At 51.1% G+C, this 24,679-nt stretch carries 25 protein-coding genes; 3 read left to right on the top strand and 22 right to left on the bottom strand.

Features of this window, described 5'->3' with window-relative positions; genetic code table 11:
• Window positions 1-7: 7 nt before the first annotated feature.
• The 9 genes from A8990_RS18150 to A8990_RS18110 all read right to left on the bottom strand — a co-directional run bounded on the left by A8990_RS18150 (window position 8) and on the right by A8990_RS18110 (window position 8,519).
• On the bottom strand, window positions 8-1,021 hold the full coding sequence (locus A8990_RS18150; protein WP_116190457.1) for a 2-oxoacid:acceptor oxidoreductase family protein: 1,014 nt from the start codon (window positions 1,019-1,021) through the stop codon (window positions 8-10).
• Between the two features lie 242 nt (window positions 1,022-1,263).
• Window positions 1,264-2,181, bottom strand: coding sequence for a polysaccharide deacetylase family protein (locus A8990_RS18145; protein ID WP_116190456.1), 918 nt, complete (start codon window positions 2,179-2,181; stop codon window positions 1,264-1,266).
• 152 nt (window positions 2,182-2,333) lie between these two features.
• A complete protein-coding gene (locus A8990_RS18140; protein WP_116190455.1) occupies window positions 2,334-3,362 on the bottom strand; it encodes a phosphotransferase in 1,029 nt (342 codons plus the stop codon).
• Complete coding sequence (locus A8990_RS18135; RefSeq protein WP_116190511.1) at window positions 3,355-3,969, bottom strand: MOSC domain-containing protein; 615 nt, start codon at window positions 3,967-3,969, stop codon at window positions 3,355-3,357. The genes A8990_RS18140 and A8990_RS18135 overlap by 8 nt, the downstream gene beginning before the upstream one ends.
• Window positions 3,970-4,236: 267 nt before the next feature.
• Window positions 4,237-5,925, bottom strand: a complete 1,689-nt coding sequence (locus A8990_RS18130; protein WP_116190454.1) for an APC family permease — start codon at window positions 5,923-5,925, stop codon at window positions 4,237-4,239.
• 104 nt (window positions 5,926-6,029) lie between these two features.
• The gene (locus A8990_RS18125; RefSeq protein ID WP_116190453.1) at window positions 6,030-6,599 is read right to left on the bottom strand and encodes a response regulator; all 570 of its coding nucleotides are present in this window, start codon (window positions 6,597-6,599) and stop codon (window positions 6,030-6,032) included.
• A gap of 15 nt (window positions 6,600-6,614) precedes the next feature.
• Entirely contained in the window at window positions 6,615-7,226 is a 612-nt protein-coding gene (locus A8990_RS18120; RefSeq protein WP_116190452.1) for a DUF3298 and DUF4163 domain-containing protein, read from the bottom strand.
• A 49-nt stretch (window positions 7,227-7,275) separates the two neighbouring features.
• The gene (locus tag A8990_RS18115) at window positions 7,276-7,797 is read right to left on the bottom strand and encodes a GNAT family N-acetyltransferase (protein WP_116190451.1); all 522 of its coding nucleotides are present in this window, start codon (window positions 7,795-7,797) and stop codon (window positions 7,276-7,278) included.
• The gene (locus A8990_RS18110) at window positions 7,794-8,519 is read right to left on the bottom strand and encodes a phosphonate ABC transporter ATP-binding protein (protein ID WP_116190450.1); all 726 of its coding nucleotides are present in this window, start codon (window positions 8,517-8,519) and stop codon (window positions 7,794-7,796) included. The genes A8990_RS18115 and A8990_RS18110 overlap by 4 nt, the downstream gene beginning before the upstream one ends.
• A gap of 176 nt (window positions 8,520-8,695) precedes the next feature.
• On the opposite strand from A8990_RS18110, the gene A8990_RS18105 reads away from it, so the two are divergent.
• Window positions 8,696-8,917: a hypothetical protein gene (locus tag A8990_RS18105; protein ID WP_116190449.1), complete on the top strand. Its 222-nt coding sequence runs from the start codon at window positions 8,696-8,698 to the stop codon at window positions 8,915-8,917.
• A 104-nt stretch (window positions 8,918-9,021) separates the two neighbouring features.
• Here A8990_RS18105 and A8990_RS31605 read toward each other — a convergent pair whose 3' ends face one another.
• On the bottom strand, window positions 9,022-9,159 hold the full coding sequence (locus A8990_RS31605) for a hypothetical protein (protein ID WP_181909649.1): 138 nt from the start codon (window positions 9,157-9,159) through the stop codon (window positions 9,022-9,024).
• 127 nt (window positions 9,160-9,286) lie between these two features.
• Here A8990_RS31605 and A8990_RS18100 point away from each other — a divergent pair, with 127 nt between their 5' ends.
• On the top strand, window positions 9,287-10,027 hold the full coding sequence (locus A8990_RS18100) for an HAD family hydrolase (RefSeq protein WP_116190448.1): 741 nt from the start codon (window positions 9,287-9,289) through the stop codon (window positions 10,025-10,027).
• A gap of 110 nt (window positions 10,028-10,137) precedes the next feature.
• On the opposite strand, the gene A8990_RS18095 is transcribed toward A8990_RS18100, so the two are convergent.
• The 12 genes from A8990_RS18095 to pdhA all read right to left on the bottom strand — a co-directional run bounded on the left by A8990_RS18095 (window position 10,138) and on the right by pdhA (window position 23,630).
• Entirely contained in the window at window positions 10,138-11,103 is a 966-nt protein-coding gene (locus A8990_RS18095) for an ROK family protein (RefSeq protein ID WP_116190447.1), read from the bottom strand.
• Between the two features lie 26 nt (window positions 11,104-11,129).
• On the bottom strand, window positions 11,130-13,451 hold the full coding sequence (locus A8990_RS18090; protein ID WP_116190446.1) for a type IA DNA topoisomerase: 2,322 nt from the start codon (window positions 13,449-13,451) through the stop codon (window positions 11,130-11,132).
• A gap of 16 nt (window positions 13,452-13,467) precedes the next feature.
• On the bottom strand, window positions 13,468-14,580 hold the full coding sequence (locus tag A8990_RS18085; RefSeq protein WP_181909648.1) for a glucosaminidase domain-containing protein: 1,113 nt from the start codon (window positions 14,578-14,580) through the stop codon (window positions 13,468-13,470).
• A 63-nt stretch (window positions 14,581-14,643) separates the two neighbouring features.
• A complete protein-coding gene (locus A8990_RS18080) occupies window positions 14,644-14,970 on the bottom strand; it encodes a hypothetical protein (RefSeq protein WP_245996085.1) in 327 nt (108 codons plus the stop codon).
• A gap of 86 nt (window positions 14,971-15,056) precedes the next feature.
• The gene (locus A8990_RS18075; protein ID WP_116190444.1) at window positions 15,057-16,547 is read right to left on the bottom strand and encodes a glutamate synthase subunit beta; all 1,491 of its coding nucleotides are present in this window, start codon (window positions 16,545-16,547) and stop codon (window positions 15,057-15,059) included.
• A gap of 228 nt (window positions 16,548-16,775) precedes the next feature.
• Window positions 16,776-17,297 (bottom strand): dihydrofolate reductase, encoded by a 522-nt coding sequence (locus A8990_RS18070; protein ID WP_116190443.1) that lies wholly within the window; start codon window positions 17,295-17,297, stop codon window positions 16,776-16,778.
• A gap of 21 nt (window positions 17,298-17,318) precedes the next feature.
• Window positions 17,319-18,113: a thymidylate synthase gene (thyA, locus tag A8990_RS18065; RefSeq protein WP_116190442.1), complete on the bottom strand. Its 795-nt coding sequence runs from the start codon at window positions 18,111-18,113 to the stop codon at window positions 17,319-17,321.
• A gap of 50 nt (window positions 18,114-18,163) precedes the next feature.
• A complete protein-coding gene (locus A8990_RS18060; protein ID WP_116190441.1) occupies window positions 18,164-18,658 on the bottom strand; it encodes an acyl-CoA thioesterase in 495 nt (164 codons plus the stop codon).
• A gap of 101 nt (window positions 18,659-18,759) precedes the next feature.
• Complete coding sequence (gene lpdA, locus A8990_RS18055; RefSeq protein WP_116190440.1) at window positions 18,760-20,175, bottom strand: dihydrolipoyl dehydrogenase; 1,416 nt, start codon at window positions 20,173-20,175, stop codon at window positions 18,760-18,762.
• 4 nt (window positions 20,176-20,179) lie between these two features.
• Window positions 20,180-21,508, bottom strand: coding sequence for a dihydrolipoamide acetyltransferase family protein (locus tag A8990_RS18050; protein ID WP_116190439.1), 1,329 nt, complete (start codon window positions 21,506-21,508; stop codon window positions 20,180-20,182).
• A gap of 35 nt (window positions 21,509-21,543) precedes the next feature.
• On the bottom strand, window positions 21,544-22,521 hold the full coding sequence (locus A8990_RS18045) for an alpha-ketoacid dehydrogenase subunit beta (protein WP_116190438.1): 978 nt from the start codon (window positions 22,519-22,521) through the stop codon (window positions 21,544-21,546).
• 41 nt (window positions 22,522-22,562) lie between these two features.
• The gene (gene pdhA, locus A8990_RS18040; RefSeq protein ID WP_116190437.1) at window positions 22,563-23,630 is read right to left on the bottom strand and encodes a pyruvate dehydrogenase (acetyl-transferring) E1 component subunit alpha; all 1,068 of its coding nucleotides are present in this window, start codon (window positions 23,628-23,630) and stop codon (window positions 22,563-22,565) included.
• Between the two features lie 292 nt (window positions 23,631-23,922).
• Between pdhA and A8990_RS18035 the strand changes: the two genes are divergently transcribed.
• Window positions 23,923-24,666, top strand: a complete 744-nt coding sequence (locus A8990_RS18035) for an alpha/beta hydrolase (RefSeq protein ID WP_116190436.1) — start codon at window positions 23,923-23,925, stop codon at window positions 24,664-24,666.
• The last annotated feature ends 13 nt before the right edge of the window (window positions 24,667-24,679 follow it).

Raw genomic sequence — 24,679 nt, 5'->3', positions numbered from 1 at the left:
TTGGGCCTTAATCAGTACCTGTTGCCCAAACAAATCTGTGCGGTACACGATGCTCTTCTCCATAACCGTCCGTCTCCCGCTCCGAGGAGAGCGCTTCAGTCGGACAGGCAACAACGCATTTCAAACAGCCTTTGCAATATTGGTAATCGATTCCCTGCAGGAACATCTGCGGACGTCCCTTCTTATCCGGCTGCTCCTCCCATACGAAGCAGAAATCCGGGCACGCGGTATCGCATGCAGCGCAGTGAATACATTTGTCATCGTCAAAATGAGGCATCATCCCTTGGCGCGAGATGCTGAGATCCTTCAGCACGCTGTTGCCGGGATTGATGATCATGCCGCCAATCGGCTGCGTCTCGTAACCGAGCGTCGGAATGTCCCAACGTTTCGGCTCCGGCATCTGTGCCCCTTCCGGAAGCGCAAATGTCTGGAACTTCACCTCGTCATAGCCGCGCTGGAACGTACGCAGTGCCGGCTCAACCGCCTGCGGGTACTTCTTCTCAAGCGACTTGCGGATGATTCCTTTCATATGCTCGAAATCCAGGAAGCTGCAGAGACGGAACAGGCCGCCCAGCATCGCCATGTTCACTCGATTGTTCTCCTCGAGCGATATGCCTGTAGCATCGACTACGGCAAGTGTACCAGCGGACAAATTCATCTTCTCTTTCAGCTGTTCAGGTAATTTCGTAGAGTTGACCAGTACAACGCTATCCTCGTAGATTCCGCTGATGACATTGACTGTTTTGGAAAGGTTCTCGTGAAAAACGCCAACTATATGCGGCCGCTCGACCGGTGTCGTATCACGTATATTCGTGTCCAAATCGCAGAACCGAATATGTGCCTTAACCGGCGAGCCTTTCTTCTCCGAACCATAAGAGGAAAAGCTCACACCATTGAATCCGCTTCCAACTACGCCAGCTTCAGCCAACATTTTGCCAGCCAAGTTCGCGCCCAATCCGCCGATCGATTCCAGTCTAATTTCGAAAAATCCCAAGTCATTCTGCTTTGGAAGTACCGACATTCGCTCCACTCCCCTCTGAATTGACTGCTAAATTGACTGAATAATTATTAAATTCACAACTATCAGTATACCATTAGTTGTAAATGCCGAATAGCGTTTCTTTACAAAACAGCACTTAGAAACGACTATTACAGCAAAATCGGGCTCTTACCTGTCATAGTACAGCTTGTCCGGTTTACATAAACAAGGATGGCACAGGACGCCCGCCCACCAGCGAAGGACAACCGATTAACAGCTCCCGGCTATCCTTTTCTCCGCTGATAATGCCGCAGGTCCCGCCATCCAATCCGGATAATATTCTCGGCGCGCATCGCTTCCAGCACCTCAGGATCACGAAAAATCTCCATCTCCATCCCTCGCCGAAGCGGCTCCGAATGGAATGCCGACAGTTCATCCGTTACAAGTGACGGGTGAATGAACAGCTCGGTAACGCCAGGTCTCAAGCGCTGTATGAGCGAGATCATCTGAGCTTTGAACTGGGCATAAGTCTCATTCGGAGTAGGCGTGTGAAAAGGCAGCGCGACCAAATAATCAAGTACGACGACTCCTCTCTTATCGGCTTCTTCCGCAAACTTTAATGCCTGTGCAGCAAGCTCCGGCGGCGCTGGATCACCTGACTCGAGCAGCAAGAAACGCGGCAGCCGGAACGGCAGCCCGAAACCCGCGCAGACATCGAACACATCCTTCAAGAAATCTCGGCCTGTCTGAAGTCCATACAGGCTCCCCATATGATTGTCCGCGTGCGAAACGTTAACGCCAAGCTGAAGCGCCATCTCGATCTGGGCGATCATCTCCTGCTTCACCTGCTGGCCATCCGCTCTGCGCTCAAACGTCTTGACATCCTTGTGAAAATATCCTTCGCTCGTCACAAGCGACTGCGTTGAGCCGCCGCGATAAACCGGTCCCCATTTCATCAGATCCCATTCGCTTGTCGTCGCGAGATGCACGCCGACATCCAGCTGCGAATGTCTGGCACACCATAGTGCCGCTTCGCGTGCCCAGCCGCAAGGCATCATAAGGGATGCCGACGAGACGACGCGGTTCTCGAGCAGCAGCTGAATTCCTTTGTTGGTCGAGTGACATAAGCCAAAATCGTCCGCATTGATGATGAGCACTCTCTCGTTCGGGCCGTATCCAAGACGCTCCGCTGTACTTTTCATAAGGGTGCCTCCTGCCTCGAGCATGGTCGTATGCCGCGAAGGTTGTGATGTGTGCAGCCATCTTCAGCCTGCAATGTTATCTATATGACAATAACGGGGCCGCTCATGCTTCTTTGCGAAGAATGAATCTATTGGGTTCGTCTTGTTTGTCGTTATGGTGCGAGATTTTGTCTAAAGACGGCTAGAAGTGCATCGTGATGAAGGTCGACCCACTGGCAGACGAAATATACACGGTCGATTTGGCGATACCAGATGTCTTCTCCGTCGATTTCGGCAAGCAGTCTTCCTGCAAAATGCAAAAAGATATCCAGCATCCGAAGCTTAATAAGCGATGGGAGCAACTGTACCTCCGCCTCTGTAAGGCGTGTCGCTTCGCCGTAGCCTTGGGCGAACAGCGAGATTCGTCTTAACGATTCATCGGCTTGATCGATTGGCAGCTCAGCCAGAACAACCGCAAGCTCCATGACGCGCACATCGATCGTGCAAAATTCAAAATCAAGCACGCCTACTATGCGCTCACTATCGGCAAGTGCATTGGTGAAGCCGATGTCACCATGAATCCACTGATGCGGAAGCTCGGCGATTCGATTTCTTAATGCCGTTAATTGCTCGAGCTGCTCGATGATATAACCGAGTTTATCGGCTTGTCCAGCAAGCTTCTCGGTGGTCTTGCACAGCTCTGTAAGACGTTCTGTGCTTATCTCCGCGTATGTTTCATTAAGTTCATAGTACGGCTTATACTGTGGTTTCAACTGTTGAGGCACACTCGCTGCCAGATCCGAAAATGCCCGAGTCAGCTCGCCTGCCGCAAACCCTAGCCCACGAATATGCGCCGGCATATCAACCGTTGGCCGGACACCGTTTATGTAGCGGAACATAGCGGCAAGCTTGCCGCTCGGACCAACTGTGATCGTAGCACCGTGGATGTTCTGCACAGGAACAGGGACCGCGAAGGAAAGCGCCGATTGCTGAAGCCGGGCAAGCAAATGATGCTCGATTGCCACGATGTCCTGATCCTGATGATTATCGTAGACGCGAAGCACATACTTCTCGCTGCCGGAGTAAATCATTCGCGTTGTATTGTTCATGCCGCTCTCTTCTCTCACTGCACGCCATCCCGCATCAAGTGGATAAGCCTCCAGATAAACGGCGAATTCGTCCTTTGTCTGTTGATCAGCCATCGGTGCGCAGTGCCCCCTGCCTCTTGCTCAACTGCTGCTGCCAGCTCACTGCAAGCTCAGGAACCGCAAGCAAGCTGCGGATACCGGCGAGATCCTTTTTATCCTTATGCATGACGCGATTCGCTTCAGTAACGGTTATTCCAGCCGGATGGCGCTCTTGCAGCAGCAGCTTGTCTCCTTCTTGAACGCTGCCTTCCTTCAATACGCGCAAGTAAAATCCCGTATAGCCCGTCTCCTGCACCTCAACCGCGAGCTGCGGGAGTCCGTGCTTCATACCGAGCTTGTAACATGGCTGTCTAGGTTGACTAACTTGAACAATTGCTTCTCCCACACGCAGAATGTCACCGATGCAGAGATCTCCCTCAGTAAGCTGCGATACCGTAAAGTTCTCTCCGAACGCTCCCGCTTCTACAGGACGCTGCCATCTTTCTGACCAGAATGGGAAATGTTCCGCGGAATAGACACAGACAGCTTTGTCCTCGCCACCGTGGAAGACGAGATCGCCTTGGGCGTCGCCTTCCAGCCCTAGCCGCGCCAATGCAATGGGAAATTTCCTAACTGCCGCTTTGTTGATTCCGGTTATTATTTCCTTAGAGCCATGCTGCATCTTTTGCAATTTTCCCACATTTATTGACAATACCGTTCCAAGTTCCACGTGCCTACCTCCGATTCGCTCAAGCCTTAGGCGAATTATACGCTGTATTCGTACGGATTGGCAACGATTAATGGCATTAACCGAATTCACTTCATTTCGACAACTGCGTCGATTTCACTAATGTCGAAACGAATCTTTTTCTGTTACTTTGTGCGCTTGCCCGGGAAATGAAAACGAGGAAATGAGGAAATATTTCCTGAAGATCCTCAGCTTTTATTTTCAGTGTTGCGGGAATTTTCTTTCAATTCTGATACATTCGTCTATAGACCTTCTCGTGAATCTGGTGGAGCCAACAATCTTCACTGGCAGCTTCTTGACCATGGCACGGTGCCTCATCTCAATGCAGATACCGCCAGCTAGCAGCACTGTGCAAGCAAAGAGCAGCACGAATGGTTGCAATTCAAAGAAAGCAACCACAGCGCTGGTCGCCAGCCAGAAGAGCGCTGTAATATCAATCACGGTACCATATATACCCATGTTCCAAGGTCCACGATGTCTCTTCGTACGTCCGCCCTTTAGTGGATTGCGCCATTCTCCCCATAGTCGCGCCGCAATGGGCAAGACATATGAAGCATGCATGAAGCTAATCATTAGCGCTGACAGCTGGATAAGCAATGCCTGCGATGTCACGCTGAGTGAAGCGGACTTAATGACGAGAGATGCCAAGCATGCAGCAGAGGACGCCACGATGATGGCATACACGGGCGCGCGGAAATCGACCGAGATATTGGCGAGCCATTTTGCATAAGGGGCCGACTCATCCCGAGCAAGCGCAAACAAATTGCGGGATGCCGATGCCATGACCGCTGAGCCGCTCAACCAACCAGAAGCCACGATGGCGATTAAGAAGATCGACTGCAGAAATGCGCCCCATTCCGCCCACATGTTCACGAACCAATCTGTCATCACTTGATACGCATTATATCCCCCTATGCCTCCAACCTGATAATGCATAAGCAGGAACGTAAACAATACGAAACCGAGCACGCCAATTGCAACTGTAGAGAAGAACATCGACCACGGCACATTTATGCGCGGATCCCTCGTTTCCTCCGCTGTCTGAGCAGCGAATTCACCGCCAATAAATAGTCTCTGGAGCAGCAGCATTCCGAGTAGGATCGATCGGTCGCCCGTCTCTAACGGAGTGCTGAATACATTATGAGCACCTGCGAGCACCTGAACGGGATAAATGCCTGGCCATACAAGATAGGCTAGAAAGGCAATTAGTGCAGCGACAAGCACCAGTTGAAGCAGAGCGCTACCACCGAGTATACGCCCGAGCGCATGTACCCCTCTTGCATTTAGAAGCGCCTGTGTTATGAAAATAGCGATCAGCAGCACGTAGAACAGCTCATTGCCGCCAGCATAGCTTAAATATCGCACCATTAAGGTGTACATCCAATCCGCCAGCAAAAGATTCGTAGTGACGAGCATAATCAGCGTGCCAGCCAGATGAAGCCAGCCGGTCCATAGCCCGGTTCTTCTGCCGCCTACGGATAACGCCCAATGGTAGCTCCCTCCTGCCGTTGGCGTCGTCGATGCGAAGGAAGCGAGTGAGCAAGCCGTTACAAGGCCGAAAAGTGCAAGCAGCGGCCAACCGAAACCGATTGTAATCGGGCCGCCTGCTGTTACAGCTGGTCCAAGCAGCATTACAGCTCCGCCGATCAGCGCCATAGACGAAAACGACATACTGAAGGCTGAGAAGCCCCCCATATACCTGGTGAGCTGCTGCGGGAAGCCAATTCCATTCAGATCATGCTTATCCTGCATGTAACGTACATAAGCAGAGTGATTAAGCAGCGATTGATGTAAGGATCTTTTCATTTGCTGCTCCGCATTGCGTGCTAGAAAGAGGGTTAAACCGCACAGCGCCATAAAGCATAGGAACCCAAGACCGAGCCAAATCATAAGCGCCACCCCCTAATTGACTCTATGAGCGGCCGCCACTTGTCAGCACTTGCATTCCCATTAAAAAAACCGCAGGGATATGCCCGCGGCGGTTTGATTCTTTGCTATTCGGCTGTGTTCTGCCTAGCATTGTTCAGACTGATGAGTACGTAATTGCGTAAGTAATCAATGTCAAACGGCTTCGTGAAGAACGATTGCACGCCAAGCTGCCTCGCCTTGTCGAGCTTGTCTGGGTCACCGAAGGCGGTAATCATCGCGACTTGCACCGTCTTGTTAAACTTCCGGATTTCCTGCAGCGCTTCGATCCCGTCCATATCAGGCATTTTCAGATCAAGGAGAATGAAGTCTATCTGGTGGCTGCTGGCAACCTCAATGGCCGATGTACCGTTCACCGCTTCGTAAACGAGCAGTCCCTCCTGTTCGAAGAGCTCCCGCAGCAAAATCCGAATCGCCATTTGATCGTCTACGATAAGTACGGACTGCTCTTCATCGTTTGAATTATGTAGAGCAGGTTGAACTGAGGGAGCATTCCTATGTGCCGGAACAGGCTGCTTATGGCTATCTCCGACATAGCTTCGATCAATAATCGGCTTATTATTCTCCCGCTGCTTCTGCTTGGCATTGCCAATCAAGAGAATAATCGCGACCGGCAGAAGAATGAGAATATAAATCATAGGAATCTCCCTCAATCAATTGTTGACGTCCATGCGTCCGAGCGGACCGTTCGGATTAATAATATCACTTAAATCATACACCGGGATCGGGAAATAAGGAAAACCAAATGCATACGGCGTCAGCTCATAGAGCGCAAAATAGACGACGAGCGAACGGTCGGCAATATAATACGGCTGGTCCGGTCTGATGGATTGGAACGGATCAAGCGTCGCAATCTGCCGCGTTGCGATCTGTGTCTTGACGATATCTGAGATGCGATTAACATAGCCGCTCCCTGGCTTGAATAGCTCGGCAAGCGCGTAGGACTTTCCTGTAGTCGTATCGAAGGTGAGCGACTCTTGAAGTGTGAGCCCATGCGCGCCGCCTGTGTACGCGTAATTAAATAATGACAGGCTGAGCACGTCCTTCTCGTTCGTCTTCACTTCAAAATATCCTTGCATATCTGCTCTTGGATCTGACAGCGAGCCTTGATTCTCGATTAATTCACGGACGGTTTGACGGATCTTACCGTTTATACTGTTTCGCGCAGCCGCATTATGCAGCCCGCTAACTACAGGAACCCAAATCTCTGCCTTTGGGAATGTAATCCGCGATGCCTGGACAACGGCCGGGAACTGGAATGCCATGTCGGAACACCTGCCTATATAGGTTAATGTTCCATTGTATGCCGTGAACCTAGTCGATGATTCTACTCATCTCATGCCAAGCGATGCCGCCGTGTGCAGATTTAGAAGGATTGATGTAACGGAATCCGAGCCTTTCATAGAACGGAATAAGGAAATCTTCACACATAAGGATAATGGACGATATTTTATCCCGCACTGCTTGATCGATAAGCGCTTCCATCAATGCCTGACCAATGCCGTTCGAACGTGCCAATGGCGATACTGCAACGGATAATACGCAGAGATGATTGCCGCCTAGCTCAGCGCTGTGTGCGCCTTTAACATCATCCCCTTCGCAACTGCTGGCATAAGTGCGTACGGCACAGGCGAGCCCAACAAGCTGCTCGTCTTGATTCCAAGCTGACCAGAAGTAATTCGGAAAGTTCGCCTGACGAAAAGTAAAAGCATCCCGAGTTGCAGCCGCCTCTGGAGTATAACAGTCGAGCTCCAGCTTATGGGCAGCGTCCAGTTCATCCTGCTTAATCAGACGAAGCTTGATCCCGTTAGCTTGTGTAATTGATGGGCGGGTCACAGCAGCATTTTCTCCCGTTCGGTCATTCTTCTGCCCTTAATATCAAGTACAAGCTCCCCATTATTCAATCCGATAATGCGATCTGCGAAACGCTCTGCCCAATCGCCTTGGTGCATGACAGCCACAATAGAGATACGCTGCGTCTTACACATGTTTTTCAAGTCCGAGAGCACCTGCTCTGCTGCATGGGGATCAAGGCCGGATACCGGTTCATCGACGAGGAGAACCGTCGCGCCGTGAACGAGCGCTCTTGCGACAGCCACACGCTGCTTCTCGCCGCCGCTCAGCTTGTCGCCCTTCTGATGGGCTTTATCGATGAGGCCAACCTTCTCAATCATATCCATCGCGCCCATATAATCGTCATTACGCACCATGCCTGTTAATCTGCGCCAAGCCGGCGTCTGCCCCACTGCGCCGATTAGAACGTTCTTCAATGCTGTTCGATTCGGGATCAGGGTCGGCTTCTCTTCGAGGTAAGCCATCTCGCGGCGAATTTTCATCTTGCCGAGGATGCCTTTCTTCAAAATATCAACGCCATCTACAATGTAGGACCCGCTCGTCCAGCTCTCTCTTAAAGCGAGACAGCGAAGCAACGTCGACTTGCCGCTGCCGCTTGCGCCTTTGATTGCAATAAATTCACCGGGTTCTATATCAAAGCTGACTCCCTTCAGCACTTTCGGTCCGCCGGGAATTTGTTTCGTTAATTGGCTGACTTTGATCATGAATGGCGCTCCTTTATAATCGCGTTTGCTGCTGCATCTATCTAACAATTCGTGTAAATCTATGAATCTAGTTTAAGGGAAAAAAATAATAGTTTCCATACGAACAAATGTTTGCTATACTAAAAACAAGAACAAACGTTCTAATCTACTCGCCAATCGTAAGGAGGCTGACCAACATGAATAACTGTGAAAATTATCGTTTTATTGAGACGCATCGCCCTTTCAGAGACTTAACGTTTAAGTTTTATTCCAACGGCTCATTGACCATTATTGATAACAGCTCAGATGCGGTCATAAGTCCTCGGGAACTGAAAGGCGCCAGCTATGATTTCTATGTTCGCAGGAGACTCGCTTATATTAAGCAGGATCTGACTGCGAAGCTTCATAAATATGCTTGATTAGTACGTCACGCACGTGCCGAACAGTCTCTATATGGCTCCGCCGGCAGCAATGGGAATTGCTAACGAATACATATAGAGACTGACCCCAATCGCCGTTCGCGTTAAGGCAGTTGCTTATTAATTCCGTTCATGCTCGGCGGTCTGTTCGCTTGCTTCTCTGGGCTAATACTGACGGAGTATTGTTTCATTCCAGTCTCACTGTCGCGGTTTTTGCTTCTCGTATTTCGATTCGTTGGCATCCCTTCACTCACCTCCAACCTTCAGTATTAGTAAATTGTTCCAATCCTATTCGATTTGACGGCGAATCCCAAGATGCGGTAGATTGTATCTACATCGAAGTCATCTGGAGAAGGAGCCGTGCCTAAGATGAAACAAACCATTTTATTCGATCTCGATGATACGCTCATTTATTGTAACAAATATTTTTACTTCGTTATTGACCAATTCACCGATCTGATGACAGATTGGTTCCGTGGCTATAACATTACTGCAGCGGAAATTCGCGACAAGCAGACGGAAATTGATATCGCGGGCGTTCATCTTGTCGGATTCAAGAGCGATCATTTCCCGCAGTCGTTTATCGATACGTATCGCCATTACTCCAACCTGGTTGGCAGACGTACTTCCCCGGTCGAGGAAGAACAGCTGTGGAAACTTGGACGCAGCGTCTACGAACATGATGTAGAGCCTTATCCGCATATGGAGGAGACGCTGGATGAGCTTGCTTCAAGAGGGCATGAGCTTCACCTGTATACAGGCGGCGAACTGCTCATTCAGGAGCGTAAGATTAAACAGATGCAGCTTGAGCGTTATTTCGGACCTCGCATTTACGTACGTTCGATGAAGAATATTGAAGCGATGGAGAGCATCCTTCGTGAAGGCAAGTTTAACCGTCCGGATACTTGGATGATCGGCAACTCGATCCGAACAGACGTGATCCCTGCTCTAACAACGGGCATTAATGCCATCCATATGAAGGCCGACGCCGAATGGGCTTACAATATTGTAGGCATTGACGTTGAGCCGAAAGGCGCATTCCTTACGCTGAATAAGCTGCGCGACATTCCGACGAGCATCCACAGCTATTTGCAGAAGCGCGGGAATTAGTGCGTTTAGAGCTTTTCAGCTGCTTTGCTTTAACACAAATAAGGCTTGTCCCAGAGTATGAGAGCTGTTGCTCTCTGTTCTTGGGCCAAGCCTTTTCACTTGTTATGGGGCTACTGGTGCTGTCTCAGGTTGTTTACCGTGGTCTTGTCTGTTCTGATGCCAGCAGCCTCTACCGCGAGCAGTACGGCGCCTGCTGCAGGCGATAGCGCCGGCTCCACAACGAGGTACTCGCGATTGGTCTTGCGTTCGAGCGCTCGTGTGAGCGCTGTTCGGACATACTCATCACGAATAACGCTGCCAATGAAAGCAACATGGATTGTGTCCTCCTCGAAACAAGATCCTAGGAGCCGAATTCCCGTATCGAGTGCTTCCACTCCTCGGTCACAGACATGACGCGCAAGCGGACTCCCATTCGCTGCAGCCGTAGTGACGAGCGGACCCATCTGCCCGAAACGGAGTGTCCGTTCGACATTATCCGAGATGAACCCTGTACTGCCGAGCTTGCTCAGAGCAGTGATGTCTTCCGCATCCCAGAATCGCAGAACCTCTTGCACGAATGGCTCGTCTTCAACTACCGTATTGCCAGCGATAATTTGGTACACCGCATCATATGCTAGAAATCTTGCCGCCGTAGCCGCATAGTGATGGAAATCATAATTGCGGATCTGGCTGCCCGCTTCGTTAATCGCGAAGATGATCGAGCCTGTTCCAGATATCGCCACAATGCCCGGCTTATTCATCAATGCGCCAGAATGCGCAACAACAGCGTCATTTACGATTACTTTCGGGCAATTAAGACCATCCAGTACTAGGAAGTCTGACGCCCATTCGTAATCTTCTTTACTGTCTAGTCCAGCAAATCCAGCTGAGATTGCAACGACTTGATCCACGCTTGCGTTTGCCTTGCTTAACAGGTTATGGATTCCATTCTGCACATGCTGTTTCGCACTTGAATCCTTTCTCGGATTGCTGCACCCTTCCTCAGCATAAGCCAGCACTTTGCCGCTTCCATCTGCTGCAATCAACCGCGTCGTGGTTCCCCCGCCATCGATACCAATTATAAGGTTACGAGCCATTGTACTCCCCCATGTCCGTCTTGCCGCTAAGCAGGCCGAAACTCAACAGCACCGGTCGATTTGTCTACAAGAACCAGTTTCCCTGAAACACTCTCTCCATTATCGAGCTTGAATGTTGATTTGCGGGTCTCGCCATTTGCCGCAAGGGATTTGGCCATTGCCGCGGTCACTTTCTTGCCCTCATGTTCCTTCCAAATGACGAACTTGCAGCCCTCGCGGAACTTCATGCATCCATAGCCGCGCTTGCCTTCTACAATCTCTCCGCCGCAACCCGCCCTTGGACATGGCGCGATAACGGAAGGTCCGCTGATCGGAGCTGCTGCAGCAGAGGAGGAGGAAGCAGCACCACTCGCTTTGCTTACTCTCTCCTTGCTTGAAGCGCGCGGCTTCTTCTCGGACGCCTCGCCTGCGGACTTCGATGCGCCGCGGCTCTTGCCTTTGGCCCCTTTCGCAGCGCCTTTCGCCGACTCGGGCTCAGCGAATACGCTAGCTGCCGCAGGCCGCTGCAGCTTCACTTTGCCGACGATCATCTCGGCAAACTGCTTCACCTTCGCGATGAACTGCTCGTCCGACGCTTCGCCACGCGAGATCTGATGGAGCCGCTGCTCCCATCTGCCCGTCATCTCCGGCGAAGCGAGCAGCTCAACGCCCGCTCCGCGGATCAGCTCGATCGCGGCACAGCCCTTCGTCGTGATATCCAACCGTTTGCCAACGGTTGTGATATAGCCGACCTGCTTCAGCCGCTCAATCGTCGCAGCGCGCGTCGCCGGCGTTCCAAGACCGGTCTGCTTCATCGCATCGCGAAGCTCCTCGTCTTCAATCGCCTTGCCTGCGCTTTCCATTGCCTTGAGCAGCGTTCCTTCTGTGTACGCTTTCGGCGGCTTAGTCGCCTTCTCCAGCGCTTCTGCAGCGTCGCAATGGACCGGCGCATCGGGCTTCACGGAGAACGGCCGATCGGTCTCGACGAGCTCATCATCGCTCTCGTCTGCGCTGTCATCGCCCTTCTTCTTCCCTTTGCCCTTGCTCTTCGCCCCATCGCCATCATCCGCGCCGCTCAGCACAACACGCCATCCCGCTTCAAGCTGCTCTTTCGCACGCGTGCGGAACTGTTCCCCTTCCACCTCGGTCATGACATCGTGGTTGTTATACACCGCAGGCGGATAATAGTGCGACAGGAAACGTCGCACGATCATGTCATAGATGTTCTGCTCTTCTTTGCTGAGTGCACCTGGACGCTTCGGCGTTGGCAGAATCGCATGGTGATCCTCAACCTTGGCTGGATTACATACCGCTTTATTCCCCTTATGCACTCTGCTGCGATCCGCACCATTGGCCAAATCTCCGTATGACGTTTGCTTGAGCATGTTAAGTACATTACCCATCACTGGGATGTTCTCTTCCGTCACATAGTTAGAGCTCGTCCGCGGATAAGTAATGACTTTGTGCTTCTCATATAGCGCTTGGGCAATGTCCAGCGTCTTCTTCGCCGGATAACCGAATCGCCCGTTCGCTTCACGCTGCAGCAGCGTCAGGTCATAGAGCCGGTACGGATACTCCTTGGACTCGTTCACCGTATAGCTAATGATCTTCGCCGGTTTATTCGACACTTTCTTAGCCAGCTCATCTGCCTGCTCGCGCTTTGTAATCCGGTCGCCCTGCCATACGCCTTTATAGTTGAAGTCCTCCTGGGAGAACGTCGCCTGTACGACAAAATAAGTCTCGCTATCGAAAGCAGTAATCTCCCGATGCCGGTCATACAACAGCGCCAATACCGGAGTCTGCACTCGCCCGACGGAGAGCAAAGTCTTGTGGCGGATCGTAAACGCACGAGATGCATTCATGCCGACCAGCCAGTCCGCCTCGCTTCGCGCGCGTGCTGCACGCGTCAGCGCATCATATTCTTGATCGCTGCGCAGCGAGTCGAAGCCGCGGCGAATCGTTTCCGGCGTCAAGTCGGAAATCCACAGCCTGTCCGTCGGCTGCGGCATTTTCAAATACTGTCTAATGAGGTGAAAAATAAGCTGTCCCTCGCGCCCCGCATCGCATGCGTTAACGAGTCGATTACAGCGCTTCGACAGCTCCGCAATCATCGTCAGCTGATCCCTCGTACGGGCGTTCGGCCACAGCTTGAATCGGTCCGGAATGATCGGCAAATCCGACTCATTCCACCGTTTATATTTAGGGTCGTACTGGTCAGGCTCGGCAAGACTGACCAAATGGCCAATCGCCCACGTAATGATATAGTTCTCGCCTTCCAGATACGCTCGTTTATTTTGCGCTCGCGGTTCTACAACTGCGGCAATTGTCCGGCCCATATCGGGTTTCTCTGCAATGATCAATGTCTTCAAACAATCGCCTCTCTAATCATTCAATCATAATTTGACGGACCATCGTATCCATGATACGGCTCACACCGTTCGACCAATTCGGATCCTCTGCATACTTGAGGTTAATCCAAACGAATGGATCGATATCGGCCGGCCGATCGGCACTAATATGGTTAATCGTCTTGCCGGCGACTCTCGCAGATTCCGAGATCGTCGTATTAAACTCTTGCCAGCTGTGGAACACGTTAAACGGATTGTTCGCAATCTTCCGGGCATTTTTCGTCGTCTTCGGTACAAAAGCTTGCTCCTGTCCCGTAATAGCGAATAACAGCAGCGGGTGAACGTTGTTCGCCTTTGCTGCATTGATGATCGCGCTCAGATAAGGCTCCTCTGCGAGCAGGGAAGACTTCTTCTGCAGAAATTGGACGAGCTTCGTCCTGTCGACCTCAACGTAACGCAGTTCTTTCGGCAGTCCGCCTTGCAGCTGCTTCACTTCAGCCTGCTCCGCCTTCTTTTCCATTGCAATCGGCATCTTATTCGTCTTCGCCACCGTATCGGAGAAAGGCAGCGACCACGACGCATAACCAAACATCGTAGCGCCGAGCAGAACAGCCATAATCAGAAACTGGCGAGGCTTGCCCTTGATCCCCCTGCTGCTCAACGGTAACGCAATTACCTCAGCAAGCACACCGCTGTCCGCTGTCCTCACAGCAGCCGCGCCTGTAACAGCATCCCAAGCTTCCACGGCAAGCAACGGGTTGCTTATGATATGCTTCGCTTCCTCGACAATACCACGGAACGACTCCAGCTCTAGCTTCACGCCAAGCCGGCGCTCTGTCCAATCATGAAGCGCCTCGAGAAGTATCGGTTCGTTCTCATAAGATAGAACCATGCAAGCTTCAAATATATGCTTCTCTTGGATCGGCATTTGCCCGCCAGCTGCGATGCTTCTAAGCAGCTCGCTGCTCACCTGCTTCTTGTAAGCCGCCGGGAAATCCGGCAATTGCCGAAGCACGATGCGCTGCATCGCGTCAGCGACAATCTCTGCACGCCGCTCACTTGGCAAGTCGCCATATTTATGCTGAACATAATGGCGAATATTATGAATATCTGTCCGTGTGAGCACTCCTGCAGCTTGTCCTGTCGTCACGCGTGACATCTCCCCCTGATCGCAGCGATACAATCAGGTACATTTTACCACAAACCGCCCTCGTTAAGAGAGTGCTAGTTTTGCAATTTGAGCTTGAATTTCATCACTTTCGATATAGGCGCTAATCTGCTCCTTCTCATCGGCTGTGAACTGAAACTCGCAGTCACAATCCTCATCGAGCGGAACAATTTGCGCAATAGCACCGCCATTCAATGTGCAAATCACGTATATCGACATATCGACCAAGCCCTCTGGTACAGGCGTCTCCTCAGCAACCTCTGCGCGCAGCACTATGTCGACCCACTGGTTGTCGCGACGCTCGATCTGCGGCTTAAATGTAACAAAACGCAGCTGCGTAATCGTATCTGATCCGTATTGAATCATATCCATTATTCACTCCTCTTCTTCCACTTGCCTAACGAAAGAAAAAGCGCCCGAAGGCGCTTTTGATAATGCTAATTCATCTCAATTCTATCTTATGGCAGCATTGTCGTTCCCATCAAGTAACGATCCACTTCACGAGCAGCTTCGCGGCCTTCGTTGATTGCCCAAACAACCAAGCTTTGTCCGCGGCGCATGTCGCCAGCAGCGAATACTTTGTCAACGCTCGTCTTGTACTGACCATATGCCGCTTTCACGTTCGAACGGCGGTCTGTTTCAAGGCCAAGCTTCTCGATCAATGTTTGCTCAGGTCCGTCGAAGCCGACTGCGATCAGAACGAGATCAGCAGGCCAAACCTTCTCTGTGCCTGGAATTTCGGTATAGATTCTACGGCCCGTTTCCGGTTCAACGGTACGCTCGATTTGAACCGTGTGCAGCTCTTTCAATTTGCCGTTCTCGTCGCCAACGAATTTCTTCGTCAGTACGGAGAATGCGCGAGGATCAGCGCCGTAAAGAGCTTTCGCTTCTTCTTGCGCGTAATCAAGCGTGTACACGTTCGGGAATTGCGGCCAAGGATTCTTGTCGTTATCACGAACAAGTGGCGCTTTGCCGACTGTACCGAATTGAGTAACCGACTTACAGCCATGACGAAGTGCCGTAGCTACGCAGTCTGTACCTGTGTCGCCACCGCCGATAACGATAACGTCCTTATCTTTTGCCGAAATATAGTTGCCGTCTTCCAAATTGGAATCCAGGTAGCTCTTAATTGTGCCGTTCAAGTAGTCCATCGCCAGATGAACGCCATTCAGGTCGCGGCCTGGAATGTCAACTTCACGCGCTTTCGTCGCACCGCCGCAAAGAACGACTGCGTCGAATTCGTTCATCAGCTGCTCAGCTGGCACGTTGCCGCCGACCTCAGCATTCGTCACGAAGTTTACGCCTTCCGCTTCCATAAGATCAACGCGGCGCTGAACGATTTTCTTATCCAGCTTCATCGTTGGGATACCGTAAGTGAGCAAGCCGCCGATGCGGTCTGCACGCTCATAAACCGTAACCGTGTGGCCAGCCTTGTTCAGCTGCGCAGCAGCTGCCATACCAGCAGGACCGGAGCCAACGACAGCAACCTTCTTGCCTGTACGCATAAGCGGCGGCTGCGGTACAACCCAGCCTTCCTCGAAGCCTTTGTCGATAATCGACTGCTCGATTGTCTTAATTGTAACCGGATCGCCGATCAAGCCGACTGTACAAGAGCCTTCGCACGGAGCCGGGCACACGCGGCCTGTAAACTCTGGGAAATTGTTCGTCTTATGCAGACGGTCAAGCGCTTCGCGCCATAGTCCGCGGTAGATCAAATTATTCCATTCCGGAATGAGGTTATTCACTGGACAGCCGGAAGCTCCGCCCGCCAATTCCATGCCTGTATGACAATAAGGCGTTCCGCAATCCATACAGCGCGCGCCTTGGGTTCTCAATTGATCATCGCTAAAATGCTTATGAAACTCTTCCCAATCCTTAATCCGTTCAAGCGGATCGCGGTCTGCCGGCAGCTCGCGTTTGTAGTCCATAAATCCTGTAGGTGTAGACATGATTGCTTTTCCTCCATCCATTTTCCCATTCCGAATGTTCACAATATCTCTTTAAAACTATATCGGGAATCAGTCTATTATTCAATATCAAACTTTCCCATTATAAACCTGACAAACTATTTGTAATATCGTAGCAAGCAGGTCCATTTCTATAAATGGATTTTCCGTACAATCATTTGCACTTTATCACATATTGTACGGCATTTCAATTAAACAGCTGCAAGCTCCCTACTTCTTCCTTACGTAAGTCACGATCGCGAAGTCATATGCATTTTTCTCATCTTTCGCATATGGCTCACGATTCGCTACAGTCCACTCATCCTGTTCAAAATAAGGGAAATGCGCATCGCCTTCGACATCCGCATCAACCTCAGTCAATAGCAGCTTGTCTGCATAAGTAAGAAACTGGTTATAAATCTCAGTCCCGCCAATAATCATCAGCTCATCGGATTCCCCAGAGGCATGATCCGCATTACTCGTCTGACCAAACTTCGCAATCGCCTCTTCGACGGAGTGCACAATTTCACAGCCATCTGGCGCAAATTGCTCACTTCTCGTCAAAATAACATTGCGGCGCTTCGGAAGCGGCCGCGAACCGAACGATTCGAACGTTTTGCGGCCCATTACGACCGTCTTGCCCAAGGTCGAGCGGCGAAAATGCGCCATCTCGGCCGGCAGATGCCATGGCATGCCATTCTCGATACCGATTACCCGATTATGTGCCATCGCGGCGATCATCGTAATTGTCATGTTCGCTAACCTGGCCCCTTCTTAGATCGCGACTTCCGCTTTAATCGTCGGATGATGCTGATAGTTTATAATTTCGAAATCATCATATTGATAATCGAAGATCGAATCCGGCTTTCTTTTAATAAGAAGCGTCGGCAGCGGATACGGTTCACGCGTCAGCTGCAGCTCTACCTGTTCAATATGATTGCTGTAAATATGGACATCCGCGCCGGAGTAGATGAAATCGCCCACTTCCAGATCACACTGCTGTGCAATCATATGCGTCAGAAGCGCGTACTGTGCAATGTTAAACGGCAAACCCAGGAATGTATCCGAAGAGCGCATTGTCAGCATGCAGGACAGCTTTCCGTTCGCGACGTAGAACTGGAATACGAAGTGGCACGGCGGCAGCTTCATATTATCAATTTCCGCCACGTTCCATGCGCTCACGATATGACGGCGGGAATCCGGATTGCGCTTGATCGACTCAACGACTGCTGCGATTTGATCGATTTTGCGGCCATCTGGCGTTTCCCACGCTCGCCACTGCGAGCCATAGACAGGACCGAGGTCACCGTTCTCATCCGCCCATTCATTCCAAATGCGAACGCCGTTCTCCTGCAGATAGCTGACGTTCGTATCGCCTTTCAGGAACCAGAGCAGCTCATGGATAATGGATTTCACATGCATACGCTTCGTCGTTACGAGAGGAAAGCCTTTGCTCAAATCAAACCGAAGTTGACGCCCGAATACGGACTTTGTTCCCGTCCCGGTACGGTCTTCTTTCTCTACGCCGTTCTCCAGCACATCGCGAAGTAAGTCTAAATATGCCTTCAATTTTCGTCAAACTCCTTCCTTAAACGATACTTATCCCAAGATTATACCATTTATTTATCTTTTTGTCTGTCCTGTTTTCGCTGCATTCTTAGTTCATATCGATCAGGCGCAGTCTCATGGAGCTGCTTCTCTTCTTCCGTCTCTGGTACGATCCCTGGGACCTTAGTCGGCTTACCATTCTCGTTAAGTGCTACGAAGGTGAAAAATGCAGTCACTGCCGTTTTCCGCTCACCTGTATACACATTCTCTGTTTGCACCTTAACGTAAATCTCCATTGAGCTGTTATGCGTCCATGTGACGAAGGCTTCAACATCGATCATATCCCCGACCTTGATCGGCGCAACGAAATCGAGGCTGTCCGTCGATGCGGTCACCGTAGGTCCGCGCGCATGGCGCATGCTGGCGATCGCTGCGATTTTGTCCATGTACTCCATCACCTTGCCGCCGAACATCGTGCCATGGTAATTCGTATCGAGCGGGAAAATAAGCTGCATCATCGTGGACCTGGATTCACCTGTGCGTTTGCTTACCGTTTCTTCTGACATGATGCCGCACCACCTTCCTGTAGATTGTAGGTATGTATGAAGAAAAGAGGCCAGCTGCAGGGAACTGCGGCGTGACCTCTTCGTGTTTCAAGTAAGCTGTATTATTTGGAGATCGCGTGGATCGGGTGACCAAGCGCCATCTCTGCTGCGTCAAGAACGATCTCGCCAAGCGTTGGATGCGCATGGATCGTCAGGGCGATATCTTCAAGCGTTGCGCCCATTTCGATTGCAAGGCCAAGCTCTGCGATCATGTTGGAAGCTTCGATGCCGGCGATTTGCGCGCCAAGCAAGAGGCCGTTATCTGCGTCAGCGATGAGCTTCACGAAGCCTTCGTTTACGCCAAGGGACAATGCGCGACCGTTGATGTTGAACGGGAACTTGCCAACCTTCACGTTGTGACCTTTTTCCTTTGCTTCTTTCTCGCTGTAGCCTACGCTCGAAAGCTCTGGATCGGAGAATACAACAAGCGGAATGCACTTGTAGTCAACCGTGCTCGGTTGTCCAGCAATTACTTCAGCAGCTACGCGGCCTTCGTACATCGCTTTGTGCGCAAGCGCTGGGCCTGCAACGATGTCGCCGATTGCGAAGATGTGAGGAATGCTAGTGCGGCATTGGTGATCTGTTTCGATCATACCGCGGTCAGTCATCTTAACGCCGATCATGTCAAGACCAAGCTCACCGTCTGTGTTTGGACGACGGCCAACCGTTACGAGCAGGTAGTCTGCTGTAACTTGCTTGTCTTCGCCGTTAACTGTGTAAGTTACGGTTACGTCGTTCTCGGTTTGTGTCGCGCTCTTCGCTTGTGCGCCTGTTACGATCTCTGTCTTGGAAGCCTTCAGCTTCTTCGCTACGAGCGAGGACATGTCGTTGTCGAAGCCTGGAAGGATTTGATCCGAACCTTCGATAACTGTAACTTTCGTGCCGAAGCGAGCGTACATTTGGCCGAGCTCAACGCCGATGTAGCCGCCGCCGATAACAACGAGGCTCTTCGGAATTTCTGGCAGGCTAAGCGCCTCTGTCGAAGACACGATGCGGCCGCCATATGGGAATGCTTTCAGCTCGATTGGACGCGAGCCAGTCGCGATGATGCAATGCTTGAAACGGTAACGCGGTGCTTCTTGTTCATTGAAGACGCGCGCTTCGTTCTCGTTGATGAACATCGCTTCGCCGCTGAAGAATTGGATCTTGTTCGCTTTAAGCAGGGCGCCTACGCCGCCAGTCAATTTCTTGACGACGCCGTCCTTGAACGCCTGCACTTTGTTCCATTCCACTTTCACATCGGATGCCGTGATACCGAAGGAAGAAGCGTGGCTGATGGATTCATATTGGTGCGACGCGGAAATAAGCGCCTTGGACGGGATACAGCCAACGTTCAAGCAAACGCCGCCTGTGTATTGCTTATCTACAACGAGTACGCTTTGACCAAGCTGAGCGGCACGAATTGCCGCAACATAGCCACCTGGGCCGGCGCCGATAACGAGCAAATCAATATCTAGTGAAGCATCTCCTACTACCATCGTTTTAGACCTCCATTACAAGTAATTGCGGATCAGCAAGCAGCTGTTTAATGTAGTTCATGAAGTTTTGAGCTGTTGCGCCGTCGATGAGGCGGTGGTCAAAACTCAAGGAAAGAGCCATTACAGAAGCAGGGACGATTTGGCCATTCTTCACAACCGGCTTCTCGGAGATGCGGCCAGTACCCAGAATCGCAACTTCAGGGAAGTTGATAACTGGAGTAAAGAACATACCGCCTGCGGAACCGATGTTCGTAATGCTGATTGTGCTGCCTTTCATCTCAGTTGGCGTCAGCTTGCCGTCGCGGCCGCGTGTTGCCAAGTCTTTGATGGCGTCAGCAACCATCCATACGTTCTTGCGGTCAGCATCGTGGATAACCGGAACGATGAGGCCGTTGTCAGTATCCGTTGCGATACCGATATTGTAGTACTTCTTGTATACGATCTCTTGCTTCTCTTCATCAAGCATCGCGTTCATGACCGGGAACTGACGGCATGCAGCTACGAGTGCTTTCACGATGAATGGCAGATAAGTCAGCTTAACGCCTTTCTTCTCAGCCATAGGCTTCGCTTTTGTACGAAGCTCAACAAGAGCCGTTACATCCACTTCGTCCATGATTGTAACGTGAGGTGCAGTGTACACCGACTTCACCATCGCGTTAGCAATCGCTTTGCGGATACCTTTGAACGGTACGCGCTCTTCAACGCGATCGCCAACCACTACAGTTGCCGGTGCGTTAGCTGCTGCTTTCGCTTCGCTTGCTGCAGGAGCTTCAGCGACTGCACCTGCTGCCGCTTGCGCTACTGCGCCGCCGCCTGCTGCGAATGCGTTGATATCTTCACGAGTGATGCGGCCATTCTTGCCCGTGCCCGCAACTGTTGTGATATCTACGCCTTTCTCGCGAGCGTATTTGCGAACGCTAGGCGTTGCAAGTACAAGACCGCCAGCTGCTTTAACAGGAGCTGGAGCTGGAACTGCTGCTGGTGCAGGCGCTGCCGCTTGTGCTGGTGCAGGCGCTGCTGCCGGAGCAGGTGCCGCTGGAGCTGCATTGCTGTGGCTGTCGCCGGCTGGTGCTGCTTGCTCAGGCAGTTCGCCTTCCGCGTCGATAATCGCAACGATATCGCCGACGTGGCATACTTGACCGTCCTTCACGAGCACTTCAAGCACTTTGCCGTTTACAGGACAAGGAACCTCAACGATTGCCTTGTCATTCTGCACTTCCATGATAATATCTTCATCCGTTACCGCAGCACCCGGCGTAATGTGCATTTTGACGATTTCGCCTTCGTGCAAACCTTCGCCGAGCTCTGGGAAACGATATTCGAATTTTGCCACGTTCCGTGACCTCCTTCACAACCTGATGTCTATGATTAAAAGTTCATCACTTGATTAACAGCCTTAACAATCCGTGCCGGGTTAGGCAGCCAAGCGTCTTCAACTTGCGCGAACGGATAAACCGTATCTGGACCAGCTACGCGGAGTACTGGCGCTTCCAGGTGAAGAATCGCATGTTCGTTGATTTGAGCAATGATTTCTGCTGCTGCACCGGACGTTTTTTGTGCTTCTTGCACAACGATTGCACGGTTTGTCTTCTTAATCGAAGCAACGATTGTATCAATATCAAGCGGAAGCAGTGTGCGAAGGTCGATAACTTCTGCCTTCACGCCGCTCTTCTCAAGCTCTTCAGCTGCTTTCACTGCAGTGTGAACCATCAGGCCGTAAGCGATGATTGTCACGTCGGAACCTTCGCGAACTACGTTCGCTTTGCCGATTTCAACCGTGTACGCTTCTTCAGGCACCTCGGCACGGAATGCATGGTACAAGTTCAGGTGCTCCATGAAGAAGACCGGATCGTTGTCGCGAATTGCTGCAACGAGCAAGCCCTTCGCATCGTACGGGTTGGAAGGCACGATTACTTTGATACCAGGCGTTTGGATAGCCAAGCCTTCGAGCGAGTCCGTGTGAAGCTCAGCCGCTTTAACGCCGCCGCCGAAAGGCGTACGGAATACGATCGGCGAGTTGTAACGGCCGCCGGAGCGGTAACGCATACGAGCTGCTTGGATAAACATTTGGTCCATCGCTTCGTAGATGAAGCCGACGAATTGGATCTCGGCCACCGGACGGAAGCCTTGAAGCCCCATACCTACTGCCATGCCTGCGATTGCAGATTCAGCAAGCGGGGTATCGAATACGCGGTCTTCGCCGAATTCTCCTTGAAGTCCTTCAGTCGCACGGAATACGCCGCCGACCTTACCGACGTCTTCACCGAAGACGTACACGTTCGGGTCATTTTTAAGCTCCACGCGCATTGCATCGCGGATCGCTTCTTTCATATTCATTTGAGCCATTGTCGCGAGTTCCTCCTTAGCTTGCTTCTATAGTCATCCCATTATTGAAAATCGGCTTTTTGCGCTTCCAGGTGTGCCGGAGTATGTTCGAACATGGAGTCGATCAAGCCGCTCACTGTCATTTTCTCCGTTTGCTCTGCTTTCTTGATGTGCTCGTTAACAGTCGCTTTCGCTTCTTCTTTCACACGAGCTGTATCTTCTTCTGTCCAGAGACCTTTCTTCTCGAGGAACTTCGCGAAGCGAGTGATTGGATCTTTCAGGCTCCATTCTGCTTCTTCGTCCTTCGTACGGTACTTCGTCGTGTCATCCGCCATGGAGTGCGGACGGAAACGGTATGTCAGCATCTCGATCAGCGTTGCGCCTTCGCCGTTACGGCCGCGCTCTGCTGCTTCTTGAACGGCTTTAACAACGGCAAGAACGTCCATGCCGTCTACTTGGATACCGCGGATACCCGCAGCTACTGCTTTATGAGCTACCGACAATGCGCCAGTTTGCTTCGCGTATGGCGTTGTGATCGCATAGCCGTTATTTTGAACCACATAAATAACCGGAAGCTTGAATGCGCCGGCAAAGTTCATACCTTCGTAGAAATCGCCTTCGGACGAACCGCCGTCACCTGTATAAGTGATCGCAACGCGCTTCTCGTTCTTCTTCTTGAACGCCATGGCTACGCCAGTTGCGTGCAAGATTTGTGCTCCGATAATGATTTGCGGCATAAGCACGTGAACGTCCTCAGGAATTTGACCGCCGTGCTGATGGCCACGGGAGTATAGGAATGCTTGATATAACGGAAGACCGTGCCATACGATTTGCGGCATATCACGGTAGCCCGGGCAAATGAAATCATCTTTATTCAGGGCGTACTCACTGCCAACCATCGATGCTTCTTGGCCGGATACAGGAGCGTAGAACCCAAGGCGTCCTTGTCTTCCCAAGTTAACTGCACGCTCATCCCATGTGCGTGTGAAAACCATACGATACATAATTTCTTTCAGTTGCTCATCCGACAAATTCGGCATCATTGCTTCATTGACGATTTCTCCTTCTGGAGACAGCACGGAAAGTGGAGTAACAGGCTCCGTCTGAACTTCGTAAGGCAGCTTGCTCATATTGTTCACCTCAGTTGAATATTTGAAAAAACGAGTATCTCTGTTATAGAATGATTATAAACCTGTTTAACCGAAATGGTCAAAGCATAAAACACCATAAACCGTTGTATTTTGTAACATTTCATCTATTAGCCTGCTAAATTGTATATGTAACAGAACTATCAAAGTACTAGTACAGCATAATACAACACGAACATTTCTAACCAACAGTTAACAAAACTGCTTTGAACCACCTCCCTTTTGTTTACCCACAACACGTCCAAACCATGCAAGGCAAAGGAGCTTTTTATTCATGACTGATGCGCGTTATTTGAAAAGAACGATTGTGAAAGATGTCATTCCTAGTCAAAATCTGCCGGAGGGCGAGCGGAATCTTCGGATCTATTTGCCGCCGGGCTATAATGAACTGCTCAGTTACCCTGTCGTCTACTGTCAGGACGGCGAACAATTCTTCAATTTCGGACGTATTGCGACAACGGCGAACCAGCTCATTCTCGATGAAGGAATCGAGCCGTTCATTATTGTAGGCGTCGAGGTTGATATTGCACACCGCACGGCGGAGTATTCGCCAGACGGCGACCGGCATCATGGCTACGTCGCATTCTTCGGGGATGAACTTGTTCCTTATATCGAATCCAAGTATCCAGCTAGACGAGACAAGAGCGCTCGTATTCTTGCAGGCGATTCGCTAGGCGGCACAGTGAGTCTTCATCTTGCATTAACGTATCCGGATTTGTTCGATCAAGTTATTTCCCTGTCCGGCGCCTTTTATCCCGCATCCCGCGCGATTGCGGAGCAATCGGCCGACCTAAGCAGGCTGTCGCTGTTCATGATCGTAGGCTTGCAGGAAACGGCATTCAAATCAGACCGAGGCACCGTCTATGATTTCGTAGCGATTAATCGTGAGATGAAAGTGATACTGGAGGGCAGAGGCGCACGAATCAACTACAGCGAGCACAACGGCGATCATGTTTGGGGCTTCTGGCAGCAGCATATCCCGGATGCACTTCGAGCTTTTTTGCATGAGGAAGCTTAATTAACTTGGAAAA

This window comes from Paenibacillus taihuensis, assembly GCF_003386535.1.
GTDB lineage: Bacteria > Bacillota > Bacilli > Paenibacillales > Paenibacillaceae > Paenibacillus_Z > Paenibacillus_Z taihuensis.
The sequence above is the reverse complement of the archived record's forward strand: the minus strand, read 5'-3'. Positions and strand labels throughout refer to the sequence as shown.